The following is a 15,568-nucleotide window of genomic DNA, read 5'->3' as shown; positions in this document are numbered from 1 at the left end:
GGGTGTCCACCGCGACGACAGCGGGAGGGCCCGCGAAGCCGGGTCCTCCCGCCCCTCAGCGCAAGAGCGCGACCGGCACCCGTAAGGTCATCGCGGCCGGCTTCCTGCTGCCCGCGCTGGTGCTGCTGGGCGCGCTCGTGGTCTACCCGATCGGGTACTCGGTCTACCGGTCCTTCCTCGACCAGTCCGGCAGCGGTTTCGCGGGCTTCGACAACTATGTGGAGATCTTCACCGACGACAGCATCCTCACGGCGGTGAAGAACAACGCGGTGTGGGTGGTGGTCGCGCCGGCCGTTTCAACGGTGCTGGGGCTGATCTTCGCCGTGCTGACCGAACGGGTCAGCTGGGGCACCGCGTTCAAACTGATCGTCTTCATGCCGATGGCGGTCTCCATGCTCGCGGCGGGGATCATCTTCCGTCTGGTGTACGAGCAGGATCCGGACCGGGGGGTGGCCAACGCGGTCTGGGTCGGTGTGCACGACACCTTCGCCGAGTCCTCGGGCTTCCCGAAGGCGCGTCCGCTGCCGGTGCATCCGCTGAAGCCGGGCGGCGGCGGTTCCTTCGTCACCGAGAAGCCGGTGAGCGCGGCGAGCCCGGCGCTGCTGCCGCTGGTCGGGGTCGCGCCCGCGAAGATGCCCGACGGGGCGCGGCCCGCGAAGGCCCCGGAGCCGGGCCCGGCCGCCGAGGGCGGGATCACCGGCACGGCGTGGCTGGACTTCACCCGGGGCGGCGGCGGCCGGCCCAACACGGTCGACGCGAAGGAGCTGGGGCTCAAGGGGATCACGGTGGAGGCGGTGAAGGACGGCCGGGTCGTCGCCACCGCCCGGGCCGGGGCGGACGGGAGCTTCTCCCTTCCGGCGTCGGCCGAGGGCGCGCTGCTGCGCCTGCCCGCCGAGAACTTCCGGGAGCCGTACAACGGGGTCAACTGGCTCGGCCCCTCGCTGGTGACCCCGGCGGTCATCGGCAGCTATGTCTGGATGTGGGCGGGCTTCGCCATGGTGCTGATCGCGGCGGGGCTGGCGAGCGTGCCCCGTGAGCTGCTGGAGGCGGCGCGGATCGACGGCGCGAACGAGTGGCAGGTCTTCCGCCGGGTGACGGTGCCGCTGCTGGCCCCGGTCCTGGCGGTGGTGCTGGTCACGCTGATGATCAATGTGCTGAAGATCTTCGATCTGGTGTACATCATCGCGCCGGGCTCGGCCCAGGACGACGCCAATGTGCTGGCGCTCCAGCTCTACCGGTCCTCCTTCGGCGCCGACTCCCATCTGGGCGTGGGCAGCGCGATCGCCGTGCTGCTGCTGTTGCTGGTGATTCCGGTGATGTTCTTCAACATCCGGCGTATGCGAAGGGAGAACCGGGGATGACCGCGAAGGACGGAGCGGTACGGGCACAGCGGTCCCTTCCGGCGCGGCTCGCGGCGCGGGCGGGCGGCGGGGCGGCCCGGGTGTTCCTGGTGCTGGTGGGGCTGTTCTGGCTGATGCCGACCTTCGGTCTGCTGATCTCCTCGCTGCGCGGCCCGGCCGATATCGCGGAGAGCGGCTGGTGGAAGGTGTTCACCGCGCCCGCGCAGCTGACGACGGAGAACTACACCCGGCTGCTGGAGAACGAGGCGATCACCGACTCGCTGTTCTCCAGCGTCATGATCACCGTCCCGTCGACGGTGCTGGTGGTGGCGATCGGGGCGCTGGCGGGGTACGCCTTCGCCTGGATGGAGTTCCCGGGCCGCGACTGGTGGTTCATGGTGGTGGTCGGCCTGCTGGTGGTGCCGGTGCAGGTGGCGCTGGTGCCGGTGTCGAAGCTCTTCGGCGAGGTCGGGCTCTTCGAGACGACGCTCGGGGTGATCCTCTTCCATGTGGCGTTCGGTCTGCCGTTCGCGATCTTCCTGCTGCGGAACTTCTTCGCGGAGATCCCCCGGGAGCTGCTGGAGGCCGCGCGGCTGGACGGCGCGGGCGAGCTGAGGCTGTTCGCGCGGGTGGTGCTGCCGCTGGGCGCGCCCGCGATCGCGTCGCTGGGGATCTTCCAGTTCCTGTGGGTGTGGAACGACATGCTGGTGGCGCTGATCTTCGCCGACTCGCAGAGCGCGCCGATCACGGTGGCGCTGCAACGGCAGGTGCGGCAGTTCGGGAACAACATCGATGTGCTGGCCCCGGGGGCGTTTCTGTCGCTGGTCATTCCGCTGGCGGTGTTCTTCGCGTTCCAGAAGCAGTTCGTGTCGGGGGTGATGGCGGGGGCGGTGAAGTAGGCCGCCCGGGGCGGAGCCGCTCAGGGCGGGGCTGCGCGGGGCGGGGCGGCGCGGGGCTGCGCGGGGCGGGGCGGGGCGGCGCGGGGTGCGTGACGGGTGGCGGGCCGCGGGCGGGCCGACTCGTCGCGCGCCGCGCTGGGACAGCCGGTCAAGGAATAGCAAGAAATCACCACAAAGCGAACTAAAGTACCGGCCGATGACGCCCCTTCGGTTCGCCTCCCCGCAGCCCGCCCTCCTCGCCCTCGGCGAGGGGGCGCGGACCGGGCCCCGGCACGCCGCCGCGCTGGCCGCCGTCTGGACGGCCACCCGGCTCGGCATGCTCGCCCTGCTGCTCATCGACCGGCTCGGCGATTCGGGCGTCGCCGGCGAGGTCCACCGGCTCTACCGGGGCTGGTACGAACAGCTCGTCCACGGGGCCTTCCCGCTCGGCGACGTCACCTGGCAGTACCCGCCGGGCGCCGCCGTCGTCTTCCTCTCCCCCGCGGCGCTGCCCTGGCTGACGTACTTCCAGGCGTTCGTCGCCGTGATCCTCCTCGCCGACGCGGTCGTCACCGCCGCCCTGGCCCGCGCCGGGGTCCAGGGGGCCTGGCTCTGGGTGTGCGGGCTGCCGCTGCTGCTCAATCTGCCGCTGGCCCGCTACGACGTGCCCGTCACCGCCGTCGCCGTACTGGCCCTGCTCGCGCTGCGCGGACGGCCGCATCTGGGCGGCGCCCTCGCCGGGATCGGCGCGCTGATCAAGGTCTGGCCGCTGCTGACCGTCATCGGCACTCCCCCGGGGCGCGCGACCCGCACCGTCTGGGGCTCCGCCGCCGCCTCCGCCGCCGTACTGCTGGCTGTGGTGCTGACCGGATTCAGCCATCCGCTGGACTTTCTGCGGCAGCAGGGGGCCCGGGGGATCCAGATCGAGTCGCTGGGCGGGACCGCGCTCCACCTCGCCCGCCGGTGGGGCTGGTCCGGGGAGGTCGGATTCCAGTACGGCGCCTTCGAGTTCACCGGCCCGTACGTCTCCTCGGTGGCCCGGATCTCGCTGGCGCTGAGCCTCGCCGCGCTGTGCTGGCTGGTGCTGTGGCGGCTGCGGGCCCGGCGCTGGAATCCGGCCACCGCCCTGGACGCCGCGTTCGCCGCCGTCCTGCTCTTCACCGTCACCAGCCGGGTCCTCAGCCCGCAGTATCTGATCTGGCTGCTCGGCCTGGCGGCGGTCTGTCTGACCTCCCGGCACACCACCCAGCGCCCGGTGGCACTGCTGATGCTCCCGGCGGCCGCGCTGAGCGCGCTGATCTTCCCGCTGCTGTACGACGATGTCGTCGACGGCACCCCCGTCGGATGTCTGCTCATGGTGCTCCGCAACGGGCTGCTGCTCACGGCCGCCGTGCTTTCCTGCCGACGGCTGTGGACGGCGACCGTCTGAAACGAGGAACGACGACGGCGACCGCCTGACCGACGACGGCGACGCGTACTCGGCGGACCGCGTGGACCAGGTGGACCAGGTGGGCACAGCGGACCCGGCGTACTCGGCGGACCTGGGCCGGGTACGCCGAAGCGCCCGTCCCCCGCGAGGGAACGGGCGCCCGGTCCGTACAGAATCCGTATCCGTACGGCGAGGGACTAGCTGTGCGTGCGCAGCAGCTGCCTCATCGTCCGCATGGCCACCGACAGATTCGCCAGGTCGAAGGTGTCCGAGCCCTGGATCTCCTCCAGGGTGGCCCGCGCCCGGCCCAGGATGGAGGCGTTCTTCTCCTCCCAGGTCTTGAAGCGCTGCTCGGGGGTGGAGTCCCCGTTGCCGACGGAGAGGACGTCCGCCGTGAGCATCGCGTGGGCCGCGTACAGATCCTCACGGATGGAGGCACGGGCCATCGACTGCCAGCGGTCGGCCCGCGGCAGCTCGATGATCCGGTCCATCAGCTGGGTGATCCGCAGCCGGTCGGCGAGGTCGTAGTAGACCTCCGCGACGTCCATCGGCTCCTTCTTCGTACGGTCGGCGATGGCGACGATGTCCAGGATCGGGAAGGCCGAGGAGAATCCGGCCACCCGCAGCGCCAGCTCCTCCGGCACGCCCGCGCCGGTCAGCTCCTCCACGATGCCCTGGTACCACTCCAGATCCGCGCCGCGGAGCATCTTCGGCAGCTCGCCCCAGACCTGCTCGACGCGGGAGGCGAAGAAGTCGACGGTCTCGGCGATCTGGAGCGGCTGCGGCCGGTTGCCCAGCAGCCAGCGGGTGCCGCGCTCGACGAGCCGGCGCGAGTGCAGCCGGACCCGGGTCTGGACATCGGCCGCGACCTTGTTGTCCAGGGCCTCGACCGCGTCCCACACCGAGCCGAGCCCGAAGATCTCGCGGGCGGCGGTCTGCGCGCGCACGACCTCCTCGATCGACGCGCCCGTCTCCTCCCGCAGCCGGTGCAGGAAGGTGGAGCCGCCGGTGTTCACCGTGTCGTTGACCAGCACGGTCGTGATGATCTCGCGGCGCAGCGCGTGATTGTCGACGGCCTCGGTGTACTTGTCCCGCAGCGGCTTGGGGAAGTACGCGTGGAGCAGCCGGCGCAGATACGGGTCGTCCGGCAGGCTGGTGCCGATCAGCTCGTCCGCCACCGTGATCTTGGTGTAGGCGAGCAGGACGGCCAGCTCGGGCTGGCTCATCCCCCTGTTGTTGTTCAGCAGGTCACGGATCTGCCGGTCGTTGGGCAGGAACTCCAGCGAGCGGTCCAGCGCCCCGTCCCGGCCGAGCCGGCGCATGAAGCGCTGGTGGGCGTGGAGCAGGGACGGCGACTGGGCGACGGCGTTGGAGAGGGCGACGTTCTGCGCGTAGTTGTTGCGCAGCACGAGGGCTCCGACCTCGTCGGTCATCCTGGCCAGCAGCTGGTTGCGCTGCTTGACGGTGAGATCGCCGTCGGTGACCAGACCGTTGAGCAGGATCTTGATGTTCACCTCGTGGTCGGAGGTGTCCACGCCCGCGCTGTTGTCGATGGCGTCCGTGTTGATCCGGCCGCCGGTCCCCTCGGGGCCGCCGGTGCGGCTGAACTCGATCCGGCCCAGCTGGGTCAGTCCGAGGTTGCCGCCCTCGCCGACGACCTTCACCCGCAGCTCGTCGCCGTTGACCCGGATCGGGTCGTTGGCCTTGTCGCCGACGTCGGCGTTGGACTCGGCGGTCGCCTTCACATAGGTGCCGATGCCGCCGTTCCACAGCAGGTCCACCCGGGCCTGGAGGATCGCCTTCATCAGCTCGGCGGGAGTCATCTTGGAGATGCCCGCCTCGATGCCCAGCGCCTTGCGGACGTGCGCGTTGACGGGGATGGACTTGGCGGTACGGGGGTGGATGCCGCCGCCCGTCGACAGCAGCTCCTTGCCGTAGTCGGCCCAGCTGGAGCGCGGCAGCTCGAAGAGGCGGCGGCGCTCGGCGTAGGAAACGGCCGCGTCCGGGTTGGGGTCGATGAAGATATGGCGGTGGTCGAAGGCCGCGACCAGCCTGATGTGCTCGCTGAGCAGCATGCCGTTGCCGAACACGTCGCCGGACATGTCGCCGACGCCGACGACCGTGAAGTCCTCGGTCTGGGTGTCGTGGCCCAGCTCGCGGAAGTGCCGCTTGACGGACTCCCACGCTCCGCGGGCGGTGATGCCCATGCCCTTGTGGTCGTATCCGGCGGAGCCGCCGGAGGCGAAGGCGTCGCCGAGCCAGAAGTCGTAGGCGACCGCGACCTCGTTGGCGATGTCGGAGAAGGAGGCGGTGCCCTTGTCCGCGGCGACGACGAGATAGGTGTCGTCGCCGTCGTGGCGTACGACGTCGGCGGGCGGGACGACCTCGCCCGCGACCATGTTGTCGGTGATGTCCAGCAGGGCCGAGATGAAGGTCTTGTAGCTGGCGATGCCCTCGGCGAGCCAGGCGTCCCGGTCGGCGGACGGGTCCGGCAGCTGCTTGGCGACGAACCCGCCCTTCGCGCCGACCGGCACGATCACGGTGTTCTTGACCATCTGGGCCTTGACCAGTCCGAGGATCTCCGTACGGAAGTCCTCCCGCCGGTCGGACCAGCGCAGACCGCCGCGCGCGACCTTGCCGAAGCGCAGATGCACGCCCTCGACGCGCGGGGAGTAGACCCAGATCTCGTACGCCGGGCGGGGCGCGGGCAGATCGGGGATGGCCTGCGGGTCGAACTTCATCGACACATAGCTGTGGTGCGCGGGGCTCTGGAAGTCCTTCTCGCCCTGGCCGCCGCGGCTCTTGGCGTCGCCGCCCGCGCCCCGGCCCCGCTTGTCGCCGCCGGCCTTCCCGCCACCGCCCGCGCTCTGGAAGAAGTTGGTGCGCAGGGTGGCCTTGATGACGGTGAGGAAGGAGCGCAGGATGCGGTCCTCGTCCAGGCTGGCGACCTGGTCGAGCGCGCCGTCCAGCTCTTCGAGCAGCCCGTCGATCAGCTCGGTGCCCGCGCGCTGGCGCTCGGGGGACATCCGGGCCTCGAAGAGGGAGATCAGCAGCCGGGTGGTGTGGACATTGGTACGGAGGGTGTCCTCCATGTAGTCCTGGCTGAAGGTGGATCCGGCCTGGCGCAGATACTTGGCGTACGCGCGCAGCACCATGGCCTGCCGCCAGGTGAGCCCGGCGCCCAGCACCAGCGAGTTGAATCCGTCGTTCTCCGCTTCGCCGGTCCAGACGGCGGCGAAGGCGTCCTGGAACCGCTCGCGGGCGTCGTCGCCGAGATAGTCGCCGTTGCCCGCGGCGGGCGGCATCCGCAGCCCGAAGTCGTAGATCCAGGCGACGGACCGGTCCGAGCAGCGCAGCTCGTACGGGCGCTCGTCCACGACCTCGCAGCCGAGCCGCTGGAGCACCGGCAGCACGGCGGAGAGCGAGACCTGCTCACCGGTGCGGTAGATCTTGAAGCGGCGCTCGCCGGGGCCCGCGCCGACCGGCTCGTAGAGGGAGAGCGCGAAGTTGCGGCCGGAGTTGGTCAGCGCTTCGAGATGGACCAGGTCGGCGACGGCGGAGCGCGGCGAGTGGTCGGCCTTGTACCCCTCGGGGAAGGCGCTGCCGTAGAGCCGCAGCAGCTCGGCGGCGTGCTCCTCGCCGAGTTCGGCGGTGAGGGCGTCGGCGAAGCCGTCGGCCCAGGAGCGGGCGGCCTCCACCAGGCGGGCCTCGATGCGCTCGGTGTCGGCGTCGGTGAGGTGCGGCAGCTCGGTGCCCGGCGGGACGCGGACCACGAAGTGGATACGGGAGAGAATCGATTCGGTGTTCCACGCGGTGAAGTCGACGTTGGTGCCGCCGAGCTCCTCCTTGAGGATGTCGATCAGCCGCAGCCGGACGCCGGTGGTGTAGCGGTCGCGGGGCAGATAGACGAGGGCCGAGTAGTACCGCCCGTACTCGTCCTGGCGCAGATAGAGCCTGAGCCGCCGGCGCTCCTGGAGGTAGAGGACGCTGGTGACGATGGTGCGCAGCTGGTCGACCGGGGTCTGGAACAGCTCGTCGCGCGGGTAGGTCTCCAGGATCTGGAGGAGGTCGCGGCCGTCGTGGCTGTTGGGCGAGAAGCCCGCGCCGTCGAGGACCTCGGCGACCTTGCGCCGCACGACCGGGACCCGGCGGACGGACTCGGTGTAGGCGGCGGACGAGAAGAGGCCCAGGAAGCGGCGCTCGCCGACGACATTGCCCTCGGCGTCGAACTTCTTGACCCCGACGTAGTCGAGATAGCTGGGCCGGTGCACGGTGGCCCGGCTGTTGGCCTTGGTCAGGACGAGCAGCTTGTGCTCACGGGCCTTGGCGCGGGCGTCGGCGGGCAGCCGGCTGAAGGAGGGGCTGACGGGGTGGTCCTCGTCCTCGCTGTGGTGCGGGTCGGAGCGGAGGATGCCGAGGCCGGTGCCGGGGACGGCGGCCAGCGAGTCGTTCTCGGTGAGCTGGTACTCCCGGAAGCCGAGGAAGGTGAAGTGGTCGGCGGCGAGCCAGCGCAGCAGCTCGCGGGCCTCCTCCACGTCCTGGTCGACCAGGTCTTCGGCGACCGGTTCCTTCGGCAGCTCGTCGGCGATGCGCAGCGCCGCGTCGCGCATCTTCTCCCAGTCCTCGACGGCCTCGCGGACGTCGGAGAGGACCCGCAGCATGTCGGTGGTGATCTGCTTGAGGTCGGCGCGGTCGGTCTCGCGGTCGATCTCGACATGGATCCAGGACTCGACCAGGGCGTCGTGCGGAAGGGCCTTGGCCCCCTTGGCGCGCCGACTGTGCTTGTCGGTGTGGAGGACCTCGATGAGCTTGCCGGTCACATCGCGCCGGACGGTGACCTGCGGGTGGATCACGACATGGATGCCGCGGCCCTGCCGGGAGAGTTCGTTGGTGACCGAGTCCACCAGGAAGGGCATGTCGTCGGTGACGACCTCGACCACGGAGTGGCTGCACGTCCAGCCGTTCTCCTCGACGGTCGGGGTGTGCACCCGGACGTTGGCCGTGCCCTGGGGACGGTTCTCGGCCAGGCGGTAGTGGGAGAACGCCGCGCCGTAGACATCGACCGGGTCACGGTCGGTGAGGTCTTCGGGGGCTGTGTGCAGGTAATAGCGCTGGAGGTAGCCGAGCAGGGTGTCCCGGTCCGGACGCCGCCCCTGCTCGGATCCGGTGGGAAAGTGCCTCCCACCAGGACTGTTCTCAGCTACCCGGGCAGCCCGTGCGAGCAGCTCGGCCTTGGCTTCGTCCAGCTTGGTCTGCATGTCCTCTGGCTCCTGTCGCGCGCCGTTGCGTGACGTAGGTGAAAGGTGCGACGCAACGCCACGACACGGGGTGTCCGGTCTTGGTCGACGTTATGCCGCGATGAGAGTCGTCCGAGCCGCATTCGAGAAAATTCAACGATGGGGCCGGAACAGAGGGATCACCGATCGCCCGGGCGCTGTGGCGTTCCGGGCGCAGGCCGGGGGCTTCGCTGCCCCCAGGGCGTATCGCGCTGATCACGGCTCCAGGCTATCGCCCCGGCCCCCTGAACCGTCATGAGCCTTATGTGTACAAAAGCGGGGTGCGAAGTTTGACACTCCGCGCAGCGACACAGGCCCTCTTGGCAAGCAGTCCCTCGCGGTGCAGGTTGGCGGGGGTGACACGGGCCCGCCGACGGCGGTTCCGCGCCGCCGCGCACCTCCATTCTCTTCAGTCCCATGTGTCCGGTTTCACATGCCTCTCCGTCCGTTCCGGCCCTTCCGGGTGCGCCGCGGCGGCGGCACGGCCCGGTGAAGCCGTCCACTCCGACAGCGGGAGCAGTCCATGGCCAAGGTTCTGATCGTCACCGGCGACGCCGCCGAGTCCCTCGAAGTCCTCTACCCGTACCAGCGGCTGCTGGAGGAGGGGTACGAGGTGCATATCGCGGCGCCCACCCGCAAGACGCTGCGCTTCGTGGTGCACGACTTCGAGCCGGGCTTCGACACGTACACCGAGAAGCCGGGCTACACCTGGCCGGCCGATCTGGCCTTCTCCGAGGTCGACCCGGGGCAGTACACGGCACTGGTGGTGCCGGGCGGCCGGGCCCCGGAGTATCTGCGCAACGATCCGGAGCTGCGCAAGATCGTGAAGGCCTTCTTCGACGCGGACAAGCCGGTGGCGCAGATCTGCCACGGCCCGCTGCTGACGGCGGCGATCGGCGGCCTGGAGGGCCGCAGGGTCACCGCCTATCCCGCGCTGGAGCCGGACATGCAGGCCGCGGGCGCCGGCTTCCAGGACACGGAGGCCGTGGTGGACGGCGCGCTGGTCTCCTCGCGCGCCTGGCCTGACCACCCGGCGTGGATGCGCGAATTCCTGAAGGTGCTGCGCGCCAAGGGCTGAGCGGCGGCGGCGTGAGGGCGCCGGGGGCGCGGGCGGCCGTCCGGGTGCTCGGGCGGCGCGGGGCGGGCGCGCGGCGCGGGCCCGTTCGTCGCCGTCCGGCGTCCGGCTGCCCAGCCAGGGGGCGGGCGGCCGGCCCGGCCGGTGGACGGGCGGCCCGCCGGTCCCGGCAGCCTCACGCCACCAGGCGTATCGCCTCTTCGACTGCTTGCTCCAGGGTGTCCACCACGGGCACTCCCACGGCCTCCAGGCTGGCCCGGCTGTGCGAACCGCCCGTGTACAGCACCGCTCGGGCCCCCACATGGGCCGCCGCCACCGCGTCGTCCACCGCGTCCCCGATCACCACCGTGCGCTCCGGGAACGCCGTCCCGGCCAGGGCGGCGAGATGGCGCTCCATGTGCAGCGCCTTGGAGCCGCCGGAGGGTCCGGTGCGCCCGTCGACGCGGAGGAAGTGGCTCTCGATGCCATAGCCCCGGACGACCGGGACCAGCTCGTCGTGCCCGTACATGCTCAGCAGTGACTGGCTGTGCCCGGCCAGCCGCCAGTCCCCGAGCAGCCGCTCGGCCCCGTCCGTCAGCCCGCAGCCGACCCGCTGCTCGCTGTAGTGGCGGTGGAAGACCTCGTCCATGACCTCCCACTCGGCGTCCGAGGGCAGCCGGCCCAGCAGCCGCTCGTAGAACTGCGGTATCGGCACGCAGTACAGCTCGCGGTAGCGCTCCAGCGTGATCGGCGCGAGGCCGATCTCCGCGAACGCCGCGTTGGTCGATGAGATGACCGCGGTCACATCGTTGAGCAGCGTGCCGTTCCAGTCCCAGACCAGATGCGTGCCGCGTGTCTCCGGGCTCCCCGAGGCCCCCGTGTGATTCCCCATGCCAAAACCGTACCCGGCGGGTCTGACAACGGCCCGTCTTTTCGGGCGGGCACCGGGGCCGGAGGACCGCCGGAGGACCGCCGCAGGACCGGTGTCCCGGCAGGTCGCGCGGGCCGGATCCGGTCGGCGGCGCGGGCCTCAGCCCACCAGGTTGGGGATCTCCTGCACCCCGTACCAGAGCAGCTCGTGGTCCTCGGCCCCGTCCACGGTGAACCGGGCGTCGTCGTCGCCCTGGTCGGCGGCCCCGAGCGCCCGCGCCGCGGCGGTCACGTCCGCCACCGCGTCGTCCGCGTCGACATGCACCGCCGCCGCCCTGGTCAGGGAGACCGGGGCGGCGATCCGCACCTCGCCGACCGAGGCGGCGTCGAGCGGGAGGCCGGGGTCGGCGCTCGCGTCCTGGTCCTTCACGTCCACGGCGACGACGACCCGCCGCCTGACCGCGTCCGGGGCCCCGGCGATCATGCGGAGCGAGGCGGCGGCGGCCCGGCTGAGGGCCGCGTACTCCAGCTCCTCGATGTCGTCGGAGACGTACCACTCGCGCAGGCCCGGGGTGACGGCGTAGGCGGTCAGCGGGCCGGGGGCCAGTTCGCCCTTCATGTGCGCCTCTGCGAGACCGGAGAGGGTCAGGGGGACGTACACGCGCATGGCTGGCCGCTTTCGTAGTCGGAAGACGCCCTCAGGATACGTGCGGGGTAACTCTTTCGGATTGCCCCTTCCGGCCCCCGAACCGTCGGCCGGAGTGCCTCCGGTCACCCTCGCACCCCGCGCTCACCAGCACGGGAACCAGGGTTCATCACTCGGACGGGTGAATTTCTCGAAGCCCCCGTCCAGGAGCCGGGGCCCGTTGCGGCGGCGCGGTGGACCCCGTAGAAGATCCCCCAACAAGTTACCGACCGGTACTCACCGGCGGGCCGGGTGCGGATTACAGGGGGATACGCATGAACAGGACAAGGCCGGCGGGGCGACACGACCAGCGCCGTCCCGCCGGGGTCGCGGCGTCGGCGGTGGCCCGCGCCCGGCGGCAGCGGCCGCACTACTGGTTCGCCGACCGTCTGCTCGCGGTGCTCAGCGGGCGGCGGCCGGTGCACTGGATGCTCGGTCACACCGTCGGCGACGCGTACGAGCAGCTGGTGCGCCTCGCTCCCGCCGCGCCCCTGCTCCCCGCGGACCGGCTGACTCCGGTCGTCCGGCACTGCGGTGAGTACCACCCCGGACCGGGGGTGATCGAGGCCTTCGCCCGGATCGGCTCGGGCGACCGCGTCAGCGCGATGGCCTTCCGTCTGGAGCAGGGCCCGGACCAGCGCTGGCGGTGCTCCGCCGTGGAGCTGGGCGGGGAGCGCGTCCCCACCGGGGGGTAGGGCCGCGCCGCGGGCCTCGGGGGCTACAGCAGCCCTCGGACCCGTACCCGCCCGTCCCGAGGCCCGCCAGGGCCCCGGGCCCGCCCGTACGGGCCCGGGGCCCTCGATCGCCGGCCCCGGGAGCCGCGCGGGCCCCCGGGGCGCAGGTCCGTCCTCAAACGCCGGACGGGCTGCGAACGACGGTCCGGGCCCGCGCCTCGCCCCGGGAAGGGCCTCGGTCCATGGGCGGCCGGGTCCGCGAAGGCCCGGCCAGGGCTGCCAGGTCCGGGAAGCGCCCAGATCCGGAAAGGCCGGTCCAGAGAGCCCAGGTCCGGGAAGGCCAAGTCCGGGGAGCCCAGGTCCCGCGAAGGCCAGGGCGGGAAGGCCGGTACAAGCCCTCCGCCGCGCCCCGGAAGCGCAACAGCGGGCCGGGGCGCCCGTGGAGGCGTCCGGCCCGCTGCGGGGCTCACTGCGAGCGGAGGCTCTCCCGCCGGGGCGGGAGCGACCTACTTCTTGCGGCGGCGGCCCGAGGTCTTCTGCGCCTTGCGGCGCTCGGCGCGGGTCAGGCCGTCCGACTCCGAGCGGGCGGGCTGCCCGTCGGCGTCGAAGTCGCCCTCGATCACACCGCCCTCGCCGTCCACCGTGGGAGCGGAGAAGTGCAGCCGGTCCGGACGCTGGGGGGCCTCCAGGCCCTTGGCGCGGATCTCGGGGCGCGCCGCGGGGACCGCGTCCTTCTTGTCCAGCGAGGGCCGGGCCGAGTCCTCCACCGGGACCTCCTCGACCTGCTGCTCGACCTGGACCTCCAGGTTGAACAGATAGCCGACGGACTCCTCCTTGATGCCGTCCATCATGGCGGTGAACATGTCGAAGCCCTCGCGCTGGTACTCCACCAGCGGGTCCTTCTGCGCCATGGCGCGCAGACCGATGCCCTCCTGGAGGTAGTCCATCTCGTAGAGGTGCTCGCGCCACTTGCGGTCGAGGACCGAGAGCACCACACGCCGCTCCAGCTCACGCATGATGTCCGAGCCCAGCTGGCGCTCGCGCTCCGCGTACTGCTCGTGGATGTCGTCCTTGATGGACTCGGCGATGAACTCGGCGGTGATGCCGGCCCGGTCGCCCGTCGCGTCCTCCAGGTCCTCGATGGACGCCTTCACCGGGTAGAGCTGCTTGAACGCGCCCCACAGGCGGTCCATGTCCCATTCCTCGGCGAAGCCCTCGACCGTCTCCGCCTGGATGTAGGCGTCGATGGTGTCGTCCATGAAGTGACGGATCTGGTCCTGCAGGTCCTCGCCCTCCAGGACCCGGCGGCGCTCGCCGTAGATGACCTTGCGCTGCCGGTTGAGGACGTCGTCGTACTTCAGGACGTTCTTACGCGTCTCGAAGTTCTGCTGCTCGACCTGGGACTGGGCGGACGCGATCGCGCGCGTCACCATCTTGTTCTCGATCGGGACGTCGTCGGGGACATTCGCCATGGCCATCACGCGCTCGACCATCTGGGCCTTGAACAGGCGCATCAGATCGTCGCCGAGCGAGAGATAGAACCGGGACTCGCCCGGGTCGCCCTGACGGCCGGAACGACCGCGCAGCTGATTGTCGATACGGCGCGACTCGTGCCGCTCGGTGCCCAGCACATAGAGCCCGCCGAGGCCCTTGACCTCTTCGAACTCGGCCTTGACGGCCTCCTCGGCCTTCTGCAGCGCGGCGGGCAGGGCGGCGGCCCACTCCTCGACGTGCTCGACCGGGTCGAGGCCGCGCTGGCGCAGCTCCGCCTCGGCGAGGTCGTCCGGATTGCCGCCGAGCTTGATGTCGGTGCCTCGGCCGGCCATGTTGGTGGCGACCGTGACCGCGCCCTTGCGGCCGGCCTGGGCGACGATGGTCGCCTCCCGGTCGTGCTGCTTGGCGTTGAGCACCTCGTGCTGGACGCCGCGCTTGTTGAGCTGCTGCGAGAGGTACTCGGACTTCTCGACCGAGGTGGTGCCGACCAGGATCGGCTGGCCCTTCTCGTGCTTCTCGGCGATGTCGTCCACGACGGCCGCGAACTTGGCGACCTCGGTCCGGTAGATCAGGTCCGACTGGTCCATGCGGACCATCGGCCGGTTGGTCGGGACGGGGACGACGCCGAGCTTGTAGATCTGGTGGAACTCGGCGGCCTCGGTCATCGCCGTACCGGTCATTCCGGACAGCTTGTCGTAGAGAAGGAAGAAGTTCTGGAGGGTGATCGTGGCGAGGGTCTGGTTCTCGTCCTTGATGTCCACCCCTTCCTTCGCCTCGATCGCCTGGTGCATGCCCTCGTTGTAGCGGCGGCCGGCGAGGATACGGCCGGTGTGCTCGTCGACGATCATGACTTCGCCGTCGATGACGACGTAGTCCTTGTCCTTCTTGAAGAGTTCCTTGGCCTTGATGGCGTTGTTGAGGTAGCCGACGAGCGGGGTGTTCACCGACTCGTAGAGATTGTCGATGCCGAGCCAGTCCTCGACCTTCGCGACACCGGACTCATGGATGCCCACGGTCCGCTTCTTCTCGTCGACCTCGTAGTCGCCGGTCTCCTCGATGCCCTTGAGCTGATTGCCGGCCTCGCCCTTGGTCAGGCGCTTGACCAGCTTGGCGAAGTCGCCGTACCACTTCGTGGCCTGGTCGGCGGGGCCGGAGATGATCAACGGCGTACGGGCCTCGTCCACGAGGATCGAGTCGACCTCGTCGACCACGGCGAAGTTGTGGCCGCGCTGGACGAGCTCGTCCTGGGACCACGCCATGTTGTCGCGGAGGTAGTCGAAGCCGAACTCGTTGTTTGTGCCGTAGGTGATGTCGCAGGCGTACTGCTCACGGCGCTGCGCGGGCGTCATGTTCGCCAGGATGCAGCCGACCTTGAGGCCGAGGAACTTGTGGATCCGGCCCATCACCTCGGAGTCGCGCTCGGCCAGATAGTCATTGACCGTGATGAGGTGGACGCCCTTGCCGGAGAGCGCGTTGAGATACGCGGGCAGCGCGCCGGCGAGGGTCTTGCCCTCACCGGTCTTCATCTCGGCGACATAGCCGAGGTGCAGCGCGGCCCCGCCCATCATCTGGACGTCGTAGGGGCGCTGGCCGAGGACGCGCTTGGCGGCCTCGCGGACGGTGGCGAACGCCTCGGGAAGCAGGTCATCAAGGGTTTCGCCCTGGGCGAAGCGCTCCTTGTACTCTTCCGTGAGCGCCCGCAACTCGGCGTCGGAGAGGCTGACGAAGTCCTCTTCGATGGAGTTGACCTGGTCCGCGATGCGGTGCAGTTTGCGCAGGATCTTGCCTTCGCCTGCACGCATGAGCTTGTTGAAGACGGACACTGAGGCTGGTCTCCTTGCCGATCGGGCCTGGCTGGGTCGTGTGTG

At 70.6% G+C, this 15,568-nt stretch carries 9 protein-coding genes; 5 read left to right on the top strand and 4 right to left on the bottom strand.

Going from position 1 to position 15,568, the window contains the following annotated elements; genetic code table 11:
• Window positions 1–2 precede the first annotated feature (2 nt).
• The 3 genes from ACF089_RS08100 (at window position 3) to ACF089_RS08090 (ending at window position 3,647) form a co-directional block, all read left to right on the top strand.
• Window positions 3–1,361 carry a carbohydrate ABC transporter permease gene (locus ACF089_RS08100; RefSeq protein ID WP_392023487.1) on the top strand — a complete coding sequence of 453 codons (1,359 nt, stop codon included), beginning with the start codon at window positions 3–5 and terminating at the stop codon, window positions 1,359–1,361.
• Window positions 1,358–2,239, top strand: a complete 882-nt coding sequence (locus ACF089_RS08095; protein WP_392023484.1) for a carbohydrate ABC transporter permease — start codon at window positions 1,358–1,360, stop codon at window positions 2,237–2,239. Before ACF089_RS08100 ends, ACF089_RS08095 begins: the two co-directional genes overlap by 4 nt.
• A 196-nt stretch (window positions 2,240–2,435) precedes the next feature.
• Window positions 2,436–3,647, top strand: a complete 1,212-nt coding sequence (locus ACF089_RS08090; protein ID WP_392023481.1) for a glycosyltransferase 87 family protein — start codon at window positions 2,436–2,438, stop codon at window positions 3,645–3,647.
• A 197-nt stretch (window positions 3,648–3,844) separates the two neighbouring features.
• Here ACF089_RS08090 and ACF089_RS08085 read toward each other — a convergent pair whose 3' ends face one another.
• On the bottom strand, window positions 3,845–8,905 hold the full coding sequence (locus ACF089_RS08085; RefSeq protein WP_392023478.1) for an NAD-glutamate dehydrogenase: 5,061 nt from the start codon (window positions 8,903–8,905) through the stop codon (window positions 3,845–3,847).
• Between the two features lie 541 nt (window positions 8,906–9,446).
• Here ACF089_RS08085 and ACF089_RS08080 point away from each other — a divergent pair.
• Window positions 9,447–10,001: a DJ-1/PfpI family protein gene (locus tag ACF089_RS08080; RefSeq protein WP_392023476.1), complete on the top strand. Its 555-nt coding sequence runs from the start codon at window positions 9,447–9,449 to the stop codon at window positions 9,999–10,001.
• 172 nt (window positions 10,002–10,173) lie between these two features.
• Here the strand turns inward: ACF089_RS08080 and ACF089_RS08075 are convergent, their stop codons facing one another.
• Window positions 10,174–10,869 (bottom strand): HAD family hydrolase, encoded by a 696-nt coding sequence (locus ACF089_RS08075; RefSeq protein WP_392023473.1) that lies wholly within the window; start codon window positions 10,867–10,869, stop codon window positions 10,174–10,176.
• A gap of 138 nt (window positions 10,870–11,007) precedes the next feature.
• Window positions 11,008–11,514: a DUF6912 family protein gene (locus tag ACF089_RS08070; protein ID WP_392023471.1), complete on the bottom strand. Its 507-nt coding sequence runs from the start codon at window positions 11,512–11,514 to the stop codon at window positions 11,008–11,010.
• 293 nt (window positions 11,515–11,807) lie between these two features.
• On the opposite strand from ACF089_RS08070, the gene ACF089_RS08065 reads away from it, so the two are divergent.
• Window positions 11,808–12,227 carry an Rv3235 family protein gene (locus ACF089_RS08065; protein ID WP_392023468.1) on the top strand — a complete coding sequence of 140 codons (420 nt, stop codon included), beginning with the start codon at window positions 11,808–11,810 and terminating at the stop codon, window positions 12,225–12,227.
• Window positions 12,228–12,712: 485 nt separating this feature from the next.
• Here ACF089_RS08065 and secA read toward each other — a convergent pair whose 3' ends face one another.
• The gene (secA, locus tag ACF089_RS08060; protein WP_392023466.1) at window positions 12,713–15,523 is read right to left on the bottom strand and encodes a preprotein translocase subunit SecA; all 2,811 of its coding nucleotides are present in this window, start codon (window positions 15,521–15,523) and stop codon (window positions 12,713–12,715) included.
• Window positions 15,524–15,568: the final 45 nt, after the last annotated feature.

The sequence above is a fragment of the Streptomyces sp. NPDC014894 genome (assembly GCF_043080985.1).
Classification (GTDB): Bacteria; Actinomycetota; Actinomycetes; order Streptomycetales; family Streptomycetaceae; genus Streptomyces.
Note: the sequence above shows the minus strand (reverse complement) of the source record. Positions and strands in the feature narration are given on the sequence as shown.